Below are 21,277 nucleotides of genomic sequence, written 5' to 3' on the forward strand. Positions count from 1 at the left end.
CTATCATCATCCTACAACCAATTGCCTACTAAAACATACGCTGCCCAGAAGTAGGGATGTTCGTATTTGGAATCTTTTAATAAAGTTTGTTGCGCGCGACGTAGTGCCTCGGCTTTGGTAACACTCGTGTTAGCATACTCTTTGTAAAATTGCCCCATCAGCGAAGCTGTCGCAACATCACTCACAGACCACAGTGTTGCTAGTGTACTACGAGCACCAGCGCGTACAGCCATACCCGCAAGCCCTAACGCGGCGCGTTTATCTCCGGCAACGGTTTCACACGCACTTAAAACAAGTAATTCAATCGCCTTTCGCCGATTATCTCCTCTCGTCCGCAAAATAGTATTTAACTCATTGACATCAATTTCGCTATCCCAGCTAAGAATAAATGTTTCTTCAGCTTTAGAACTAAACTGTCCGTGAGTTGCTAGATGGACTACCGGAACTGGAGAAGATTGAACTTCATTTTGCAGTGTATTTGTTGTAAATTCCTGATTGAGGAGAACGCGACTCGGTACTTCAGATTGAATTTGTTCGAGTTCGAGTTTAACATTAGGAAGCGCCGCAAAGCTTTCGCGGGCTTCGGTAAGTCCTGCGGTTAGGGCTTTGAGTCTTTCTCGCGCTAGTGGCTGCGGATCGAGAAGTTGTAAGCCTGGTGTAATGGCAATGCTGTATTTTTCGACTAAATACTGTTGACCGTCATACAGTACTCCCATCGGAATATTACGCATCGCGCCATCTAAAACAAACACAATCGTTTTTACGCTACTGTTTTCTAAATCTGTGGCTACTGGGCGAATTAACCAATTGTAGACTTCAGCCGCAAAGGGTAAATACCGGCGCGATGTTTGCGTAAATACGGTTTGACGCAATCCTTCAACGATACTTTCGACGCGGTTGGCGGGTAAGGGTGTCGCGTAGTGGCGTAGTGGTTGCTTGGGGAGTGAGACGATAACTTCTAAGCGATCGCCTAAAATAATCGGATAAAGCACCGCAGCAGAAGAATCGACTTGATCGATTTGTACGGGGTGAGTATCTAAACACGCAGTGCGAAAGAAGTTTTCAATTTCAGCAACTTGCAGCGCTTCGATTGTATCCCTTGCTTGCGCGATTTGACTTGTGGTGGATGGCGATCGCAGCAATAAACTCACTAACTCGCGATACACAGGTTCGACACTATCACGAAACGAAAATTGCAACTCTGGGTTAATTCCAACCAAGTCGTTGCGCAAAGACTTAAGGCTACTGACGGCATCGGTATAAGATGCGATCGCTTGTTGCGTTTTACCTGTAACATTGAGTACGCGACCTAACTGCCATTGCCAACGATAGGCAATATCTGAAGCATTAATTGTTTGCGCGAGTAACAATGCTTGCTCAGTAAGTTTTTGCGCTTCAGACCACTGCTGCGTTTGTTGATATAATGCTCCTAAATAACCGAGGGCTTGCGCCTCAGCGCGTTGGTCTTGTAATGTTTGGGCTTGTTGTACAGCAGTTGCTAGAATTTGCCCAATTTCTGACCAAGATGGTAGTGAAGATAATTCCGCCTGGGCTTTTTCTCCCACTATTTCATTCACACACTGCTGCACAATTGGGGAAGATTCTACTTGTGTTTGTCTTTGTTGCTGTTGCTTCAAACAAAGGAGACTTTGTGCTAAATTGATGCGGCTATTGACTGCGGTACGACTTGTAGGTATGCTAGCTATTAAACTTTGGATTTCTGGTAATAAGGCTTGGGCGTCCAACACTTGCTGCGTTTCTACTAGTAAACTCAGTTGATTAAGCCGCGCTTGGATTTTTTGGCTAGGAGAGTTTGTAACGCTAGCAGCTTGTTGATAGTAAATCAGCGCAGCTTGTGAGTTTTGTTGGGCGCGTAGAGTATTAGCGAGACTGAGTAAAGCAGCGCTTTCGTTTTGAGGAGATCGCACTTTTTGCGCGACGGCTAAACTTTCGCGTAATACGGTTTCAGACTGCGGTAGATCGCCAATTACGCGTAAAACGTTACCTAAACTCCGTAAACCCGTTGTTTTAATTAAAGAATCTGGTTGTTGTTGCAGTGTTTGTTTAACAGAATTTAAGTTGGTCAAAGCACGGCGATAAAGACCTAAGGCTTTAAGCGCTTGGATTTGATTAATTTGGCTACCGATGCTCCCTGCGTGATCACCAATCCTATCATAAGCCGTTGTTGCTTGTTGCCAAGTTTCTAAAGCTTTTTGGGCTTGTCCTTGTGCAAGTTGCAAGTGTCCTTGAGTATTCAGGGCTTGGGCGAGTACAGGTAAATATTGCCCATTGGGCTGCGTTGGCAAAAGTTTTAAGCTGTCTGCGATCGCAGATGTGGCAAGTGTCCACTGTCCGAGTTCTTGATAAACCAGCGTAAGATAATTGAGTGCTTGGGCTTGATGGCGGCGATCACCTTCACTACGAAATACTGCAACAGCTTGTTGTAAAACTTTTACTGCTGCGCTAAATTGTTCATCTTGGTATAAATTAATTCCTTGTTGCATCAGTTGCATTGCGTTGGTATCTGCTGTAACAGCCATAACAGGAAGTGTGGCAGAACTCAAGATGACGAGAGGTGTCAAGGTAGCAGCAGCCCAGATCAGTGGTGAGTATCTAGCAGACATAGATGTTAAGTTAATTGCTTGCAAATAGTATTCGTGCCGTCGTCAGTAGCGATCGCACTTTTAACCCTGACTAAGCTGTCATCATTTTTTATAAAATAAGTATTAAATTTTACTAACAATCTAAATTTCAATCGTGTTGTCAATAGTATATAAGAGCTATCTCAGGTTTGGGTAATTACGTATTATTACGATTTTAAAAGGTTGGCGATCGTACAAAAGCAACGCGATCGCGTGCCTCAGTTTTAGCACGGTATAGTGCTGTATCCGCAGCGCGTAAGAGTTCTTCTGGAGTAGAACCATGTTCGGGAAAGCAGGCAATTCCTAACGAAAGAGTGATTTCACTAAGGAGTTGGCGATCGTGCCGCACTTTCAACTGCTTAACTTCTTGCCGGAGTTGCTCTGCGCGCTGATACGCCACCTCTGGAGTTGTTTCAGGTAAAATTAGCATAAATTCTTCACCGCCATAACGGCAAGCAATATCTGATTGACGAATCGAATCTTGCAAAACTTGCGCTAATTTTTGTAAAACAAGATCGCCGGCTTTATGACCAAATGTGTCATTGAAGCGCTTGAAGTAGTCAATATCAAGCATGATAATTGCTAGTGGTTGCTGTTGGCGATCGCAGCGACAAAGTTCTAATTCGAGCGACTCTACCATGTAACGACGATTAAATAACTCGGTTAAGGGATCGCGAACACTTTGATCGCGCAACGTTTCGCGGAGTTTGACGTTTGCTAAAGAAAGTGAAATTCGTTCTGCTACGGCGATCGCAAGCTGTTGCTTGACTTGTGTTAGTTGCCCAGATTCTGGCGAACTTAAATACAGCATCCCTAGTGTTTCACCTTGCGCCATCAGTGTTATGCAGAGTGATTCAGCAGGCAATAAGTTGTGATTAATATGTTGGCAGCATAAACTGCTACAGGTATTCTTAACAAAATGCGATTGCCCGCGCCGTAGTGCCCAACAATCATCCGGTGCAAATAAGTTATGACTCGTTAGGGGGGCTGAGCCCCACGTTGTCACCGCTGTAAACAGATTTTGTGGTGCATTATTCAAAAACACAGCACCCGTTATTTTGGGAAATAGCTGCGGCATAAGGGTAGCGATCGCGCGACAAGCTTCCTCAACGGTAAGACACGCTTGAAAAACATCACTCATTTCTGCAAATAGCGCAATCTCGCGGTTACGTTGTTCCAGATAATCCACCAAATCTTTAAGTTGCGCGTTTGCTTGCTGTAAAGCGGCTTCTGCTTGCTTGCGGTGGGTAATGTCTGTAAATGAGCCAACCATGCGTACTGGCTTACCTGCTTCGTCCCACAATGCTTGACCGCGATCTAAAATCCATTTGTAAGTACCATCTTTGCACAGTACGCGATGCTCAGAGATATAGAAAGGTGTTTTTTTGGCAAAATGGTCTTGAATTACTTGTTTTACCCAGTCAATATCGTCAGGATGGGCGCGGAATGTCCATTCATCTAAATGATCTGCAATTTCATGCTCTTTGTAGCCTAACATTTCTTTCCACCGCGCCGAAAAGAAAACTTGATTCGTTTTGACATTCCAATCCCAGATGCCATCATTGTTTCCACGCAAAGCCAGTTGCCAACGTTCTTCACTTTCTCGCAGCGCATCTACTGCTTGTTTACGCGCTGTAATATCCTGAATTTGCGCAATGAAGTATAACGGATCGCCGTGCGAATCGCGTACTAACGAGACGCTTAAAAGTATCCAGACAATGTGCCCTAGCTTGTGAAAATAGCGCTTTTCTAGCTGATAAGTGCGAATCTCGCCTGATAACAATTGACGCGCGTAATGCAAATCGACATCAAGATCCTCTGGATGCGTAATTGCTTGAAAGTTAGTTGCCAATAATTCTTGCTCTGAATAACCGACAATCTCGCATATGGCACGATTAACTTTTAGCCATGTTCCATTGGGTGCTACTAGTGCCATGCCAATGGCTGCATAGTCAAACGCACTCCGAAAGCATTCTTCACTTTCTCGCAGCGCCTCTTTTGTTTTTGCTAACGCATCAAGCGCCTGTTTATAATCGACAATTTCGCTTTTCAGTTCTTGGTTAGCAACTTCAATCGCCTTAACACGTAACATTGCTTTGTCTTGATTGCGTTTAGCAATGTCAGCAAGATGTTCTAATTGATTTTGTGATTCGCATCGAACTTGTACTTGGTATTGCGTAAAGAAGCTTGCTAAATTCGGTTCTTCGTTTAAGAGTAGCGCAAGATAGTCTTGGACTCGTTTGTCGGCTGCGTATTCATTGGCAACTTTAGGGTGCGCTTCCATCCACGCATGACAGGTTTTGATGTGGGCAATTAATATAACTAAGTATTGATAATTTTCAGATCCTAATATTTGTGCCAATTTAGTTTGGTAGTATCCAGAAACATCTTTTCCGAGAAAAACGAATGCTGAACAATAAATGAGGCTGGCTTCGATCGCCGAATTTAAAGACAAGCTTATTAAGTTATCTGTTGCATTGGCAAGCACTCGAAAATGATTATTGATCTCGATTTCTGCTAAGGGAAGCGGTGATTCGAGCAACGTTAAGACTTCTGTGGCGTTCATCCCTAATGGGTACAACGAGCAGCTATGGCACATAATACAGTAGGGAACGCGACAATAACGCGAGAGGTAGGCAAAAAGCTTTTCTTTAAATAAAGTTGGTAAAGGATTATTGAGATAGGCGCTGCAAGTTTGCTGCCAAAGGTTTTCTAAGATCTTAGAATTCTGCTGTGCAGGCTTGAAGAAGGGAGGGAAAAATCCTAGTTTTTCCTCAATCTCAGCTTTGATTTGCTCACTCGTGCGCATAAAGTAGCTTGACACTGCCTTAATGGATAAACTGATTTATGGAAAAGAGACTAGAATCGCCACATCTGTAATAATTTATCGATTAAGCGATCGCGCATCAGCACCCTTTTTAAGTATTCCCGCACTTTAACTTTTCCTAACTCTCTTCGTCAATTCTCAGCAAAAAAAGACAGCTATATTTGGGCTGAAAAGATAGGCTCTTTACAAAATTTACTTAATGTGCTTATACTACTCTGTAATGAGCAATGCTTCAGGTGATCGCTACTCTAACTCCCCACGACAAAATTTATATTAGGCATCTGGTCGACTGACAAAACTCTGAAACGCGGCGGTTAGAAACCGCTGCTGCAAAGGCGAAACTCGCCTACGTGGGTTAGAACCTCGGCTGTTAGTCTGCAAAGGCATACTTTACCTGGGTAGGCGCGACTTATAGTGGCTAGCCACAAAAGATTTGTCAGTCAATCAGATTAGGCAGTGTAGATAGTACTAAGCGTTATTAATTCTACTCAACTCTAGTTGACTCGCGATGCGCATTGCGTTCGATATATTCTCTACTTGCCGCACCACCATCAATCTGAACTTGAATTGCAGGTTCATATCCTTCTGCAGCACTACGAGCTTGCGCTACACTCGATAGCAAGACACCATAAATAACTTTAGAAAAGATATCTGCCATTGTATAGAGAAACTGTCGTGTTACGGCTGCCCATGCCCCCCATGCTGGGAAAGCTTTCCAAGCCCAAGGAACTAAGTATGCTAATGGATAAAGCGTCCAGGCAACTAAAATTAACCACCAAACTGTCCCCATAGTTTTATAGGCTTGGTGAGGTAAATTTTCGCGCGATTTGAAGATTAAATTCCCTACCATGTAGAGAATATAAATATAGAAAACCGTGCTTACCGCCCCCCAAAAGAGAAACCAACCCGTATTTGTAATTTCAAAATATTGCCCGATGTATCCGGTATAAATCATCAACAAGCCAGCAGTAATGAAGCGAAACCGCAACTTGCGGAAACGACCAGGTGTTACATCAATCACAAACAACATCTGAGTCAGCAAACACGGTACATCAATCGACCAATTGAGGTAACGATAGCCATTCGAGAAAGTACTTTCTGTATATCTTTCTGCGGTACCGACACCCAAGCCCCAAACTTGTCCATCAAAGGCAAACGCTGACAGCCACTCCAACAGTTGCAAGCCCAAAATCAAAAAAGCTGATACCATGACAACCGCTGATAGCGTTGATGATGGCTGAAAGCGTGGTGAGGAACGTTTATTTGTTGTAATAAAGTAAACAAAACCTACCGCCATTGCACTCACACCAAGTGTTAATAAATGCGATATCAATTGGTGCTGTACTGGCGAGTAAGTCAATAGATTTTCCATAATTGTACCTTCTGGTACAACTACGGTTTGTGCTATGAAATTGTACGAACTTAGTAAGTTTGTTGGTAAATTCCAACTAAACACTTATTTTCCTCCCTAGTTGATAGTTTTTGGTGAAAAAATTAAGTCAAAAATATATAGATCTAATTTTTGATGTGAAAATAACCTTAATGAAATATATCTGTAAATTACTACTTGTAAACTCACTTTTCAACCATCAAAGCTTGTGAAAATACTCCAAAAACCAATGAGATTAGGTATTCTTGAGCAAATCTTATCTATTAAATATTTTATGATATCTATCTCAAGATAGATTATCTTGAGCAGATGACCTTTATAAGAGCTCAAAATCTCGATGAATGGTATATTTTTTTGTGCATCAAGTGCTGAAGTTACTAGTGCGAGAAAACTTGCTCTAGTAAATCTTGATGCATCAACGCTCGATCTACCAAAGATTGTATTTGATCAGAAGTTAGAGAATTGCCGTTGGCATAACATTCGAGCAATGTATTGCAAATTACATAATAATCTTCTGGAATTTCAGTTAAATTCCATCCTGGCAAATCAAGTTCTATCATCAATTTACTGACTTTAGGATCGTAACTTAAGGCAAAACAGCGACAACCTTCCGCCGCAGCCATAATTAGACTGTGGAGGCGCATTCCGATCGCCATTTCGACACCGCGGAAAACCCCTTTTAAAGCTTGAGGATCTTCAAGACAAAGAACTTTATGAACACCAGGAAGTTTTGATGCAACAGCTTCGGCGATCACCAAATCTTGACTTTGCTGAAATGGCACAAGCAAAATACAAGTTTGCGTTGCTTTTTGAAAATCAATCAACGCCCGCGTGAAATTATCAAGGCGAGTTGCAGTTAATTGGGGATGCGATCGCAAAGTTACCGCGACTCTCGGCGCAGGTAAATCCCATAACCCTGGTACGGATGCAGATTCTAACGCCCACACTGGATCGGGGGCGAGAGTACACGGAATTCCCCACTCTGATAATAAAGCTGCACTGCCCTGATCGCGAACACTCACTGCCGTACACTTGCCAAAAGATCGCCGTGCTAGGTTCACTGTCGTATTGCGCTTTAATGGACCAATTCCCTGCGCCCAAGCGATCGTTTTCAATCCAAGCTGTTGCGCTAGAATCATCAATCCACCGTAGTACAACGGGCTAATCGCACTCGTGACGTCTTGAAGCAAACTTCCACCGCCCCAAACGAATGCATCTGATTGGCGCAAAGTTTGGAGTACGCTGAACAAATTCATGCGATCGCACGCTTCAACGTGATAGCGATCGCGCGTCTGTTGTGGATTACCCGAAAGGACAACTGGCGTCACATGGTTTGGTAGCATTTGCAATAAGGTTGCAAGCAAAGCCTCATCGCCACCGTTGCCTTTACCATAATAGCCACACAAAACTACTCGCATCTTGCCCACGTCATTACCTCAGATAACCTAACAAAAACTCTATCCGAGATTGTCATTCCTCAAAAAATTCAAAGTAGTAGCATAATAAAGCACTGAAGTATCTATTTCTTCATCCTGACCTCCGACCCCTGATCCCTTATTATGCACGCCCTGTCAATTCCAACTTGGATTATTCACGTTTCTAGTGTGATTGAATGGATTGCCGCAATTTGGTTAATCTGGACATATGGTGAAGTCACTCATAATCGTAGCTGGTGGGCTTTATCTGTTGCGATGTTACCCGCACTTGTAAGCGCGATGTGTGCTTGTACGTGGCATTTTTTTGATAATGCTGAGTCGCTAGAGTGGCTAGTGACACTGCAAGCGACAATGACAGTTGTTGGTAATTTCACGCTGTTGATTGCTGCGTGGTTGATTTGGCGTTCTACAACCGAAGGAGAGGTCAGAGGTCAGGAATCAGGAGTTAGGGATATAGGAAAGAACTAAAACCCAAGGAGACAATCAAAAATGTCTATAGGCTCAAATCTCGTAGTTGTAACTGTAGGAATTCTCCAATTTCTGGTCTCTGAGTCGTCTTCATTTCAGTGTTAGCCAAAAGGCAAAATTATGATTCAAGATGTCTCGTTCCTTATACACCCTTCCAAAGAAACGCTATTTGCGTTATCGTTGTTTCCTTACTTGGGTTTTTTATGGTTTCTCACGCGTACTCCCCAAATGCCACGTTTAGCATTGATTGGCTTTTACTGCACATTAGTATTTGTTGGTGTCACCATTCCTGCTGGAATTTATGCTCAAGTTCACTATGGTGAATCATTAGCAAACGTTGATTGGTTACACGGAGGTGCAGAATTTTTCTTGACGCTATCGAATATTTTAGTCGTGCTAGGCTTCCGACAAGCCATCAAAGAAAGAGAAGCAAAAAGTTAATCACAGCGAATTACTAGTTACCCTTATGGAAGTTATACCAGCGATAGATTTACTTGCAGGCAAATGCGTGCGGTTATATCAAGGAGATTATGCGCGATCGCAAGTTTTCAACGATAATCCCGCAGACGTAGCGCAGCAATGGGTAGAACAAGGCGCAACGCGATTGCACGTTGTCGATCTCGATGGCGCGAAGCAAGGTAACGTTGTCAATCTAGCTGCAATTGAGGCAATTACTGCGGCGGTATCCATACCAATTCAAGTTGGTGGAGGATTACGCGATTCCACTAGCGTTGCACAGTTATTAAACTTAGGCGTACAGCGCGTGATTGTAGGAACCGTTGCTGTTGAACAACCGCAATTAGTCGCCGACTTATGTCAAGAGTTTCCTGGGCAAATCGTTGTTGGAATTGATGCGCGCAATGGTAAAGTTGCAACACGCGGTTGGTTAAAAACATCGGAAGTGTTAGCAACGCAACTTGCAATGCAGATGCAAGAATTGGGTGTTGCTGCAATCATTTATACTGATATTCACCGTGATGGTACGCTATCAGGACCTAATATAGACGCACTCAGAGAACTTGCAACACAAATTTCGATTCCTGTTATCGCTTCGGGTGGTGTTAGTTCTATCACAGATTTATTAAGTTTACTCGCGCTCGAACCGTTGGGAGTTACTGGTGCGATTGTTGGTCGGGCATTATACACTGGAGATATTTCGCTCAAGAGTGCAGTGCAAGCTGTAGGGCAAGGTAGGTTACAAGATATTCCACCCGATTTAGGATTTTCAGCATTTGCTTAAGTGACAAGTTATGGAAACATTAGCCAAGTGGACACTAGACGATTATCACCGGATGATTGCATCTGGTATTTTAGACGATCGCCGCGTTGAACTATTGGCGGGAAAAATTTACGAAATCACCCCAGAAGCACCACTGCATACATTTTGTGGAGGAAACTTAGCTGATTATTTCCGCGATCGCCTCAATCGTCAAGCCTTCGTTCGCGAAGCCCGTCTAATTACACTTATAGATTCAGAACCCGAACCCGATATTGCAATTGTACGGGGTTCTTGGAGCGATTACCGAGAGCGTCATCCTGGAGCAAATGACATCTATCTGGTGGTAGAGATATCTAATTCAAGTTTAATAAAAGATTTAGAACAGAAGCAGCCCATATATGCAGTAGCAGGAATCTCAGAGCATTGAATTTTAGACCTTACTACGCTACAACTAATTGTATTTCGCGATCCACAAGAAAATGAGTATCAATCGCGGCAAGATTTTAAAGCTGGAATAGTATCTCCACTTGCCTTTCCAAAGATTAACATATCAGTCGAGCAATTATTTTCTGTTTAATGACAGTTGTAGTTCAGAGATTAGTAGAATCATCTAAGCCTGAAAGAGCGTAAGAGATAGAACGATTATCAAATCAAGTTGTGGTTGTAGTTGGAGGCAGATCAGGAATTGGATTAGCTGTGGCAAAACTTGCTCACGCTGAAGGTGCAAGTGTCACTATTTTAGGACGTTCATTAACAAAACTCGAACAAGCAAAAGATTTAATTGGGCAAAATGTCAGAGCGATCGCAACAGATACTATGGATGAAAAGGCAGTTAATCGAGTATTTGCAGAAATTGGAACTTTCAATCATTTATTCATTTCTGCTCAAGAGGCTTCCACTGCGCCATTATCAGAAACTACAATCGAAAAACTGCGTCCTACCCTGGATAGTAAAATTTGGGGAGCCTTTCATGTTGTGAAACACAGCATCTCTCAAATTCGTGCTGATGGCTCAATTACATTTATTTCGGGTTTAGCTGGGCATCGCGGTTATCCTGGCTTAGCAGTAGCAGGAGCCGCGAATGCAGGAATTGAAGCGGTTGCGCGGAATTTAGCGGTTGAGTTAGCGCCAATACGAGTACAATACAGTTTGTGCTGGTGTCGTTGATACAGAAATGCTTGATAGAATATTTGGCGAGCAACGTGCAGAGGTTGTAAAAGTGATCGCGCAAAAACTTCCTGTCAAGCGAATTGGAAAACCTGAAGAAATTGAGGCGGTGCAGTTTTATTTTTAATGGGTAACGGCTTTATGACAGGAACTACTTTGCTAATAGATGGTGGCGATGCATTAGTTTAACTGCGTATAAATACACTAAAAAATAGATATATCGCTATGCAATTTAAGTCTCTGATTACGTAGCATAGGATAATATCTGTGTCTTTAAAAACATTTTTATTATGACTGATTCGCATAAAACTAAAGCACAGCAATGGTTATCAATCGGATTGCCGTTTCCTTTAGTTATCTTAAATGGTTGGTTATTGTTACAAGTTTTCGAGTATTTTCAACCATTAGTGAGTATTTTTGTTTTAGCTGCTATTTTAGCTTTTATTTTAAATTATCCTGTTGATTTTTTGCAACAACGTCAAATTCAACGGAAATATGCTGTTGGAATTGTTTTTATCACAGCTTTAGTCATTTTAGTTGGTTTAGGTATCACTTTAATTCCACTCTTTTTAGAAGAATTAAATGAAAGTGCTAAACTACTACCACAGTGGATTGATTCAGGAAGTGAAAAACTTCACGCCGTTGATGATTGGGCAGCATCGCGAAATTTACCAATTAATTTTACTGAATTAGCGAGTCAAATAACAGCACGTCTACCTGAAGAATTAGAATCTTTAGCACAGCGTTTTTTAGGAGTGGCACTAGGCGCAATCGATAGCGTCTCAGAAGTTATTGTAACAGTCGTTATTAGTTTCTATTTTCTATTAGATGGCGAACGAATCTGGAAAGGAGTTCTTAAAAGATTTCCACCACGTTTTGGTATTGCTTTACAGCAATCTTTAAGACAAAATTTCCAAAACTACTTTGTCGGGCAAGTTGCTTTAGCAGTCATTGTTGGGATTGCAATGACTTTAGTATTTCTCTTTTTAGATGTTCCTTTTGGCTCAATTTTTGGTTTAGGCGTAGGAATTCTTACCCTAATTCCTTTTGGCGATGTTTTGAGTTTTAGTTTGGTGAGTTTATTAGTTGCTTCGCACGATTTTTGGCTCGGAGTGAAAACATTAGCTGTTGCACTTGTTGTCGATCAAATTATCGATCAAATTGTTGCACCTAGGCTACTCGGAAGTTTTACCGGACTTAGTCCTGTAGGAATTATTGCAGCATTAGCTATTGGTACAAAACTTGCAGGGCTTTTAGGATTACTCGTTGCTGTACCTTTAGCAAGTTGTTTGAAAGACGTGTTAGACAATATGCAAGATGAACCTGAAGAAACTAATTCCGCAGTAACCGCAGACCGCTTAGTGTCACAATAACAGTTGAACCTTCATGCCCAATTACACCCAAAGGCAAGGTAATATTACCTACAAAATTCGCAATTAGTAGTAATACAATAAACCCCAAAGCAAACACAATATTTTGTTTAATAATCGATTGCGATCGCCTTCCTAATCGAATCGCTGCAACTAACTTATCCAAACGATCCGCCATTAACACTATATCCGCCGTTTCCAACGCCACATCACTTCCCGCCGCCCCCATGGCAATTCCCACCGATGCTTGAGCAAGTGCAGGTGCGTCATTAATCCCATCACCCACCATCGCCACAGTTTGATATTGCTTCTGTAAATCGCGAATCACATTGACCTTATCTTCCGGTAAAAGTCCCGCATAAACGCGATCAATACCGATATCTTGGGCAATATGACGCGCAGTGCGTTCATTATCCCCCGTCAGCATCACAATTTGCTCAACACCCAGATGCTTTAAGTACGAAACAATTTGAAAAGCTTGCGATCGCACCGTATCCGCCACCGCAACAATTCCTAGTACCTGATTTTCTCTCGCCACCCACACCACAGTTTTCCCTTCAGCTTCGAGTCGCTGGCTGGATTTCCCCAACACTCTTTGGCAAAGGGGTCTTTCTTCGCAGACGAATGTTGCTTTTCCGACTCGAACTTCCTGATTATCTATTTCTCCGCTAATCCCCAATCCAGGATGCGAAAGCACATTCTCTATCTTCTCTTCTCTGCGTTCTCTGCGTCTGTGTGGTTCGTTCCCCGCCTGCACAATCGCCTCACCAATGGGATGTTCCGAATAAGCCTCCAACGCCGCCGCTACCTGCAACACCTCCTCTTGTGTCACCCCATCCGCCGGAATCACCGCTACAACCTGTAATTTCCCCGTCGTCAAAGTTCCTGTTTTATCAAAAGCGATCGCTCTTACTTTTCCCATCATCTCCAACTGTGCGCCACTTTTAAATAAAATTCCCTGACGCGCCCCATTGGCGATTCCCGATAATAATGTAGGCATAATCGCCGCCATCAATGCACACGGCGACGCCACAACTAAAAAAATCAAAGCCCGATAAATTGTTATTTCCCAATTCCAACCCCAAATCAACGGTGGTAAAATTGCCAGTAGAATTCCACATACCACAATTACCCGTGCATATCCGCGTTCAAAACGCTCAATAAATAACTGCGATGGGGGTGCTTCGGTTTGCGCTTGTTTGACAAGTTGAATCACGCGCTGAATTAAACTACTTTCGGGTGGCTGATGTACTCGTAGTTGCAAAGCACCGTAACCATTCAGCGTACCTGCAAAAACTTCATCTCCAATTGTCTTCTCTACTGGTAGCGATTCTCCTGTAATTGCCGCTTCATTAAGCGTCGTGTAACCTTCAACAATAATGCTATCGGTAGGAATCAATTCTCCAGGTTTGACCAAAATGCGATCGCCAACTTGTAATTTAGCAACCGGAATCATTTGTTCTTGTCCGTGCAATAATACTCGTGCGGTATCTGCGCTCAAACTCATCAAACTACGAATATCGCGTTCGGTACGTTGCATGGCATAACCTTCTAACGCACCACTGATTGCAAAGATTAATATTAATACCGCTCCATCAACAATTAAGTAATATTCTCGTCGCCACAAACCCAATCCTGCGGCACCTAATGCGGCGACAATCATCAGCAAGTCAACATCAAGTTCTCTTTCTTTCCATAAAGTTGTCAATCCTTCACGGGCGCTTTCGTAACCGCCAATCACATACGCCGCAAACAGAAGTAACAATCCTAAACCCAGCCAACCCCAGTACAACGATAACCAACCGCAGAATAACAAAATGCCACAGGCGATCGCAGCAAGTGCATCGGGATGTTCTTTAACAACTTGAGTCCAGCGAGGAATTGCAAGGGAATGAGCCATCACAGTAGTCAATTTCATCAGGCGACTACCCTACGCTAAACCTTAACATTAATGTCAATGTCAAGCTATTGCTCCAACAATTAAAGGAAATGTTGCTAATGTAAATATACAAAATATGTCAAATCTGATATAATATTCTAGAATATATAAACGATGGCAATAAACCATTAGTTTGGCTAAGTGGTGAGGTGAAAACACCACCCTTCTCATCTGAGGCTCGCATTGAAGTTGGGTTTTTGTTACGTAAACTCCAGAATGGAGAGACATTATCGTTACCACATTCGCGCCCGATGCCTAGTATCGGTTCTCACTGCCATGAACTAAGAATTACAGACTTGAATAAAGAGTGGCGAATTATCTATCGTATTGATGAAGATGCAATTTTGATTCTAGACGTTTTCCAAAAAACTACACAAAAAACACCATCTTCGGTAATTGAAAATTGCAAGAAGCGGATAAAGCGGTATGACGAAATATAACAAAGGAGTATTGACTATGGATTCAGCAAAACGTCAACGGTTGGAAGCAGCAAGCTGGAAAATTGGCACGGCAGAGGAGTTTCTGGGACTTTCGTCGGCAGAAGTTGCTCTAATTGAAATGAAGCTAGCACTTAGTAGAAAATTAAAAGAGTATCGCTTAAATCGTAAGCTTTCTCAAGCTGCTTTAGCACGGCAGATTGATTCGAGTCAATCAAGAGTAGCAAAAATGGAAGCTGGAGAACCATCCGTTTCTACTGATTTGTTAATTCGTGCTTTACTGTCGATAGGAGCAACACCGAGAGATATTGCTGAAGCAATTTCTGTGACTACCACCAGTATTGAAGATGCAGCAGATAAAAATTTACAGTTGGGTGCAAGTCATTGATTATGGCAAATGAGTACTTAACAATCAAAGAACTGACTGAAACTGTGGGTGGTAATATGACACCACGCATGGTACGGCATTATCATCAAGTGGGGTTATTACCGCAACCGGTGCGATCGCACAGCAACTACCGGCTGTATACGCAACAAGATGTCCAACAATTGCGGCGAATTGTCGCCCTAAAGCAACAAGGCTTTCAACTATCGCACATTCGTCAATTACTCGAAACCGATTCGAGTAGCGAAAACACGCTGACAACGCAACTACAACAGCAATATCAATCGGTAATGCAACAGTTAGCACGGTTACGCCAAACCGCAGCAGCCTTAGAAGGATTATTAGGGCGCGATCGCGCGTGTCAAAATTTGCAAGCCGAAGCAATTGCGCAATTGCGACTTTTAGAAGTCGAAACGCAAGATGGATTAGGACAATTAGAACAGTTGTGGGATAGTTGGGATGCTGCAACGCACGACCATCCTGAAGCTTTTGCCGAGTCGTTGCAGCGGTTATTACCCGATTTGTCGGATCGTTCTGAAATTGAAGCCGATCTTCTTTCCAAGCTTGTGTTGGCGTGTGGTGATGTGAGTTTAGTTAACTTTGTGCGGTTGGGAAATCAGGCGATCGCAGCTGCTAGAAATGCTTTATCATCAAATTGCCAAGTTGTCGGCGATGTTCCTGCTGTAGTTGCAGCCTTCGATCAAACTCGTTTAAAACATCTTGGCTGTAAAGTGACAACACTGATTGACGATCCTCATATTACCAGTGCGGCTGAAGCGGAACAAGTTTTCTGGCATCAACATCAACGAAAATTACAGCAACTTGAACGTGGGTGTGTCTTAGTGGTAGGATACGCACCATCGGTACTCATGGCAGTGTGTGACGCGATAGAAAATGGCATACAACCTGCTTTAATTATCGGAATGCCAATTGGTTTTAGTCATGCCCCCGCAGCTAAACGCAGATTGATGCGATCGCGTATTCCTTTTATTACGACTGAGGGAACGTTAGGAGGTGGTTTACTCGCAGCTGTCGCCCTTAATGCACTTGCAGAATCGTTAATTGAAAAGCCCGACTGTCATTGTTATTTAGATGAGTGTAACTAGGGGCGATCGCAATTTAGATTAATACTCGCCTAAAGACAGAAACTGATGATAAAACTTGCGCTCAATTACCCAGCTTGATTGAGGTGATACAGCACAAATGTCTCTAGTTAACATACATTTTTAGTCCAGAGTCTAAGAAAGATAATTTTTTATAACCCACATCGTATCTACAGAAACGAGGTGATCATTTCGCAACACCGAATTTTGCTATGCCAAATTTAGAACCTCATTCTTCTTAAAAATACTTAGTTGATTGCAAAATTAGCTAAAGGCTTAAAAAGAGATATCCTCTAGGTTCTTATTAAAAAATATTAAAATTTGAATGGACTGCGATTATTTTATCTGTAGATGTAAAGACTAGTAAGTCAAACAATAGTTTCTTCTAAAAATATGTAAAAATTTTAAGCACTTTCCTCACAACTTCCTCACAATTTTATCATACTTTTAAATCAGTATAATACTACATCATTGTTAAGGAAAAGCTCTATCACGAAACACCTTAATTTAAGGCTGTTAATACTAATCTAACTTCCTCCCTGTCAGAGTGGTGTTACTTATGGCAATAAGCCTACTAGCACGGGGGAAAGAGGTATTTGTTTGATTTTTTGTGTAAAAGGGTTAAAGCAACAGAAATCACCACAAAATTTCATCAAATTTAAATAGGAGATTCAAAAATATGGATAAGAACTCTCCAGCCAATGATGTTACCAAATTAACTAACAATAACTATGATGATTATAGTCCATTAATATCAGGTAATAAAGTCACGTGGTATGGCTATCCCGAATTTGATGATTCGGAAATATACTTTTATGATGGTCAAAAAATTACTCGATTAACTAATAACAATAGCTATGAGTTTCCTTCGGATATTTCAGGCAGTAACGTAGTTTGGTCGGATTATGATGGTAATGATAGTGAAATTTATCTCTACAAAGGTACAAATACTATCCAAATTACTGACAATAATAACTATGACTATAGCCCAAGAGTAGATGGCAACAAAGTTGTTTGGTATGCCTATAATCAAGACTTTACTGATAGTAATGTCTATCTTTACGATGGTACTAAAACTATCCAACTAACCAACAATAATACATCAGCTTATGGTCCAGAAATTTCTGGTAATAATGTAGTTTGGTATGCCTATGACGGCAATGATAGTGAAATCTATCTCTACAATGGCACGCAGACTATTCAAATCACCAATAATGATACGCCAGACTACAGCCCGCGGATAGATGGCAATAAAATAGTTTGGTCAGGCTACGACGGTAATGATGATGAAATCTATCTCTACGATGGCACTCAAATCATTCAACTGACTAACAATGACACATACGACTACAGCCCACAGATTTCTGGCAATAATGTAGTTTGGCTAGGATACGATGGCAATGATAGTGAAGTCTATCTCTATGATGGAACTCAATCCATCCAAATTACTAACAATAATTTTTCTGAAAATGACCCACAGATAGATGGCAACAGAATAGTTTGGTCAGGCTACGACGGTAACGATGAGGAAATCTATCTCTACGATGGCGATATCACCCAATTAACAGATAATAACACTTATGATTACAGCCCCCAAATCTCCGGCAATAAAGTTGTTTGGAGCGGATATGATGGTTCAGACTACGAAATTTACCTTTATGAGATTCCGCCAGGTCTTAAACTCGATGGCACAGAAGAAGATGATATTCTAACGGGTGGCAGAGGTCCCGACACAATTTCTGGTTTTGGTGGTGACGATATTTTACAAGGGTTGGGCGGCAATGACCTCATTTTTGGTGGCAGTGGTAATGACCTAATTACTGGAGGAGATGGTAAAGATAGAGCCGAAGGTGGACTGGGTAACGATACGATCTCTGGTAATAGCGGTAACGATATCCTAATTGGAAACGAAGGAAACGACAACATTCTTGGTGGTGAGGGTAATGACTCGATTGAGGGTGGTACTGGTCAAGACCGCTTACTCGGACAAGCAGGCGATGATCTGATCTTGGGTCAAGGTGGTAATGATATCCTTGATGGTGGAGATGGCGTAGATTTGCTCTTGGGTGGAGCCGGAAGCGATCGCCTTGTTGGTGGTAGAGGGAATGATAGTCTCAGCGGCAATGTAGGAGCAGATACTCTCGTAGGTGGATTTGATAACGATAGCCTCGATGGTGGAGTCGGAAATGATCGACTTGTTGGCGTTCACCTTCCTGTTGTTGCTAGTGCCCCTTCAGGATACGGTACTGGTGAAATTGATACGCTTTTTGGCAATACAGGTAGCGATACCTTTGTGCTGGGCGATCAAGTTCGCGCGTACTACGACGACGGCGATCCACTAACGACAGGAGAGTCTGACTACGCTTTAATCACCGATTACAACGCCAGCGAAGATACCCTAGAACGTTATGGTACAGATAATCTGTATAAACTAGACTACTTTACTACTCCAGAAGGACGAGTAGATGCAGCGATGATCTACGATTCAGGGGTGACAGCCAGGGGAGAGACGATCGCAATTTTACAAGGAAAGGCTCCTAATTCCACCGCAACTGCGACAACGCTTGCTGCTCAACCAATCGTAGATGACGATACCAGTGATCCTATTCTTGAAAATACAAACCCATTAGTCCAACTAGAGGGGTTGATAGAAGGAAGAGACTATGCACAAGGCGAGGTGATCATTAAGCTGAACGCTGGAGTCAGCAGTAGCGAAGCTAATACCCTACGCGAAAAACTAGGTGCAGAAGTTATAGAAACTACCAAAACCCTAGGAATTCAACGCTGGTCAATCTCCGGAACAAGTGTTAGACAGGTGATCGAGAGTTTCGGTAACGATCCACGCATTGAGTACATTCAACCGAACTTTATTGTTCGTACTACAGCAACAATTCCCAGCGATCCGCGATTTAAAGAACTTTGGGGACTCAACAATACAGGACAAACAGGTGGTAAGGTAGATGCCGATATTGATGCTCCTGAAGCTTGGGATACTCAAACGGGAAGTGATGTCGTTGTGGGAGTTATTGATACAGGCGTAGATTATACGCATCCAGACCTCAACGACAACATGTGGAAGAATCCAGGTGAAGTTGCTGGAGATGGCATTGACAATGATGGTAATGGATTTGTTGATGATGTCTACGGTTATGACTTCGTGTACGAAGATAGCGATCCGATGGATGTTTTCGGTCATGGAACGCACGTCTCCGGAACAATTGCCGCTGAAGCGAATAATAATCAAGGCATTGTCGGCGTCAACTGGAATGCCAAAATTATGGCGCTGAAGTTCCTGAGCGACGACGGTTGGGGCTATACTTTCGATGCGATTCAAGCAGTAGAATACGCCACCTTGATGAAGAAAAACCATGGAGTCAACATTAATCTAACTAACAATAGCTGGGGTGGTGGCGGCTACGACCAAGGATTGTATGATGCGATCGCAGCCGCAGGTCAAGCAGGACAATTATTTATCGCAGCTGCTGGTAATGGCTACGGTAACGACAATGACACAAATCCTTTTTATCCTGCGACTTACAACCTCGATAACGTCATCTCTGTCGCTGCAACTAACCATAACGATCAACTAGCCTATTTTTCTAATATTGGAGCAACAACCGTCGATCTTGCAGCACCAGGAGAAAATGTTCTCAGCACGGTTCCTGGAGGATATGCTGTCTACAGTGGGACATCAATGGCGACACCTCACGTAGCAGGAGTTGCGAGTTTACTTTGGTCAGAAGACCCTAGCCTCAGCACTCAAGAAGTCCAAGAACTACTGTTAAAGGTCGATCCACTTGCTGCGCTAGCAGGAAAAGTCGTTGCCAACGGTCGGCTTAATGCCTTTAACGCCCTCAGCGAACTAGGACCGCCGAATGAAATTACTGGTACTGGAGGTGATGATGTCATTACAGGTACTAATCGACGCGATCGCATTTTTGGTCTTGGTGGTAATGATGTCATTCAAGCATTAGCAGGTAAAGACACAGTTTTTGGTGGTGCTGGTAACGATCTGATTCTTGCTGACGAAGGTGATGATAGCGTCGAAGGCGGTGCTGGTAACGATAGAATCTTCGGTGGCGACGGCGATGATATTTTATTAGGTCAAGGTGGTAGCGATAGCATCCTCAGCGGCGAGGGTAATGACTCGATTAATGGTGGTGACGGTCTAGATCGCCTTTTGGGTGAAGCTGGCAACGATACAATTAATGGTGGTAATGGCAATGATACCCTTGATGGCGGAGAAGGCAACGACTACCTCAACGGCGGTGCTAATTTAGATCGTCTTTTTGGTGGACGAGGAGACGATACCCTCTTGGGTGCAGCCGGTGCAGATAGTCTTTTTGGTGGATTGGGTAACGATTCGCTCAATGGCGGTGCGGGAAGCGATCGCCTAGTTGGTGTTGATACCTCTACTGGTTTCGGTACAGGTGAAATTGATGTTCTTGCTGGATTAGGAGACGGCGATATCTTTGTTTTAGGAGATCAAAACCGTGTCTTCTACAGTGATAACGATCCTGTAACCACAGGCGAATCAGACTATGCTCTGATTACCGATTTCAACGCTAGCCAAGATTCTATTCAACTACATGGTTTAGCTGACCAGTATAGCTTAGACTTCTTCACGGTTAATAATACGATCAATGCTGCTTTAATTTACGATCCTGGTGATACGGAAAGAGGCGAACTTATTGGTATTTTATCGAATGTTTCTGCCGATCTAACTATCGCTGCGCCTACTTTTGCGTTTGTCTAAGGTTTCGATAGCTGCAAGCATTTATCTGGTGTTGCTGCTATTGTTCATGATACTACCAGTACTGTTAACTGACCTATAATCTGTCGCGGTGCTGGTATCAATTGCGATCACTACTTTCCCTGTTAAATTTGACTAAAC

The 21,277-nt window shown here is 42.7% G+C and carries 15 protein-coding genes; 10 read left to right on the plus strand and 5 right to left on the minus strand.

From position 1 onward, the window contains the following. Positions 1–11 precede the first annotated feature (11 nt). From NIES1031_RS13315 to csaB, 4 genes are all read right to left on the minus strand, one after another. On the minus strand, positions 12–2,624 hold the full coding sequence (locus tag NIES1031_RS13315; RefSeq protein WP_073549918.1) for a CHAT domain-containing protein: 2,613 nt from the start codon (positions 2,622–2,624) through the stop codon (positions 12–14). Positions 2,625–2,817: 193 nt separating this feature from the next. Next, positions 2,818–5,451, minus strand: coding sequence for a diguanylate cyclase (locus tag NIES1031_RS13320; RefSeq protein ID WP_073549919.1), 2,634 nt, complete (start codon positions 5,449–5,451; stop codon positions 2,818–2,820). A gap of 502 nt (positions 5,452–5,953) precedes the next feature. Beyond that, a complete protein-coding gene (locus NIES1031_RS13325; RefSeq protein ID WP_073549921.1) occupies positions 5,954–6,925 on the minus strand; it encodes a bacteriorhodopsin in 972 nt (323 codons plus the stop codon). Between the two features lie 311 nt (positions 6,926–7,236). Continuing rightward, positions 7,237–8,277: a polysaccharide pyruvyl transferase CsaB gene (gene csaB / locus NIES1031_RS13330; protein ID WP_073549923.1), complete on the minus strand. Its 1,041-nt coding sequence runs from the start codon at positions 8,275–8,277 to the stop codon at positions 7,237–7,239. Between the two features lie 141 nt (positions 8,278–8,418). Between csaB and NIES1031_RS13335 the strand changes: the two genes are divergently transcribed. The 6 genes from NIES1031_RS13335 to NIES1031_RS13360 all read left to right on the plus strand — a co-directional run bounded on the left by NIES1031_RS13335 (position 8,419) and on the right by NIES1031_RS13360 (position 12,522). Continuing rightward, entirely contained in the window at positions 8,419–8,763 is a 345-nt protein-coding gene (locus tag NIES1031_RS13335) for a DUF2499 domain-containing protein (RefSeq protein WP_073549924.1), read from the plus strand. 120 nt (positions 8,764–8,883) lie between these two features. Continuing rightward, positions 8,884–9,204, plus strand: coding sequence for a DUF3593 domain-containing protein (locus tag NIES1031_RS13340; RefSeq protein ID WP_015190519.1), 321 nt, complete (start codon positions 8,884–8,886; stop codon positions 9,202–9,204). 25 nt (positions 9,205–9,229) lie between these two features. Next, positions 9,230–10,003 carry a 1-(5-phosphoribosyl)-5-[(5-phosphoribosylamino)methylideneamino]imidazole-4-carboxamide isomerase gene (gene hisA, locus NIES1031_RS13345; protein WP_073549926.1) on the plus strand — a complete coding sequence of 258 codons (774 nt, stop codon included), beginning with the start codon at positions 9,230–9,232 and terminating at the stop codon, positions 10,001–10,003. A gap of 10 nt (positions 10,004–10,013) precedes the next feature. Then, positions 10,014–10,409 carry a Uma2 family endonuclease gene (locus NIES1031_RS13350; RefSeq protein WP_330219965.1) on the plus strand — a complete coding sequence of 132 codons (396 nt, stop codon included), beginning with the start codon at positions 10,014–10,016 and terminating at the stop codon, positions 10,407–10,409. Between the two features lie 206 nt (positions 10,410–10,615). Beyond that, the gene (locus NIES1031_RS13355; RefSeq protein ID WP_084544344.1) at positions 10,616–11,149 is read left to right on the plus strand and encodes an SDR family NAD(P)-dependent oxidoreductase; all 534 of its coding nucleotides are present in this window, start codon (positions 10,616–10,618) and stop codon (positions 11,147–11,149) included. 290 nt (positions 11,150–11,439) lie between these two features. Then, entirely contained in the window at positions 11,440–12,522 is a 1,083-nt protein-coding gene (locus tag NIES1031_RS13360; protein ID WP_073549928.1) for an AI-2E family transporter, read from the plus strand. Here NIES1031_RS13360 and NIES1031_RS13365 read toward each other — a convergent pair. Then, positions 12,482–14,419 carry a heavy metal translocating P-type ATPase gene (locus tag NIES1031_RS13365; RefSeq protein ID WP_143167772.1) on the minus strand — a complete coding sequence of 646 codons (1,938 nt, stop codon included), beginning with the start codon at positions 14,417–14,419 and terminating at the stop codon, positions 12,482–12,484. The two genes, NIES1031_RS13360 and NIES1031_RS13365, sit on opposite strands and share 41 nt — an antisense overlap. Positions 14,420–14,565: 146 nt before the next feature. Here NIES1031_RS13365 and NIES1031_RS13370 point away from each other — a divergent pair, with 146 nt between their 5' ends. The 4 genes from NIES1031_RS13370 to NIES1031_RS26055 all read left to right on the plus strand — a co-directional run bounded on the left by NIES1031_RS13370 (position 14,566) and on the right by NIES1031_RS26055 (position 21,139). Further along, positions 14,566–14,898 carry a type II toxin-antitoxin system RelE/ParE family toxin gene (locus NIES1031_RS13370; protein ID WP_073549929.1) on the plus strand — a complete coding sequence of 111 codons (333 nt, stop codon included), beginning with the start codon at positions 14,566–14,568 and terminating at the stop codon, positions 14,896–14,898. 16 nt (positions 14,899–14,914) lie between these two features. Then, a complete protein-coding gene (locus NIES1031_RS13375; RefSeq protein WP_073550080.1) occupies positions 14,915–15,283 on the plus strand; it encodes a helix-turn-helix transcriptional regulator in 369 nt (122 codons plus the stop codon). A 2-nt stretch (positions 15,284–15,285) separates the two neighbouring features. Then, positions 15,286–16,386: a precorrin-8X methylmutase gene (locus tag NIES1031_RS13380; protein ID WP_073549930.1), complete on the plus strand. Its 1,101-nt coding sequence runs from the start codon at positions 15,286–15,288 to the stop codon at positions 16,384–16,386. A 676-nt stretch (positions 16,387–17,062) separates the two neighbouring features. Continuing rightward, positions 17,063–21,139, plus strand: coding sequence for a S8 family serine peptidase (locus NIES1031_RS26055; RefSeq protein ID WP_073549931.1), 4,077 nt, complete (start codon positions 17,063–17,065; stop codon positions 21,137–21,139). Positions 21,140–21,277: the final 138 nt, after the last annotated feature.

Source organism: Chroogloeocystis siderophila 5.2 s.c.1 (genome assembly GCF_001904655.1).
Taxonomy (GTDB): domain Bacteria; phylum Cyanobacteriota; class Cyanobacteriia; order Cyanobacteriales; family Chroococcidiopsidaceae; genus Chroogloeocystis; species Chroogloeocystis siderophila.

What these genes read in the sequence shown, in the direction of transcription:
- NIES1031_RS13350 (WP_330219965.1), top strand. Translation starts at nt 10,014, where the DNA reads ATGGAAACATTAGCCAAGTGGACACTAGACGATTATCACCGGATGATT.
- NIES1031_RS13375 (WP_073550080.1), top strand. Translation starts at nt 14,915, where the DNA reads ATGGATTCAGCAAAACGTCAACGGTTGGAAGCAGCAAGCTGGAAAATT.
- csaB (WP_073549923.1), bottom strand. Translation starts at nt 8,277, where the DNA reads ATGCGAGTAGTTTTGTGTGGCTATTATGGTAAAGGCAACGGTGGCGAT.
- NIES1031_RS13360 (WP_073549928.1), top strand. Translation starts at nt 11,440, where the DNA reads ATGACTGATTCGCATAAAACTAAAGCACAGCAATGGTTATCAATCGGA.
- NIES1031_RS13335 (WP_073549924.1), top strand. Translation starts at nt 8,419, where the DNA reads ATGCACGCCCTGTCAATTCCAACTTGGATTATTCACGTTTCTAGTGTG.
- NIES1031_RS13340 (WP_015190519.1), top strand. Translation starts at nt 8,884, where the DNA reads ATGATTCAAGATGTCTCGTTCCTTATACACCCTTCCAAAGAAACGCTA.
- NIES1031_RS13315 (WP_073549918.1), bottom strand. Translation starts at nt 2,624, where the DNA reads ATGTCTGCTAGATACTCACCACTGATCTGGGCTGCTGCTACCTTGACA.
- NIES1031_RS13380 (WP_073549930.1), top strand. Translation starts at nt 15,286, where the DNA reads ATGGCAAATGAGTACTTAACAATCAAAGAACTGACTGAAACTGTGGGT.
- hisA (WP_073549926.1), top strand. Translation starts at nt 9,230, where the DNA reads ATGGAAGTTATACCAGCGATAGATTTACTTGCAGGCAAATGCGTGCGG.
- NIES1031_RS26055 (WP_073549931.1), top strand. Translation starts at nt 17,063, where the DNA reads ATGGATAAGAACTCTCCAGCCAATGATGTTACCAAATTAACTAACAAT.
- NIES1031_RS13320 (WP_073549919.1), bottom strand. Translation starts at nt 5,451, where the DNA reads ATGCGCACGAGTGAGCAAATCAAAGCTGAGATTGAGGAAAAACTAGGA.
- NIES1031_RS13365 (WP_143167772.1), bottom strand. Translation starts at nt 14,419, where the DNA reads ATGGCTCATTCCCTTGCAATTCCTCGCTGGACTCAAGTTGTTAAAGAA.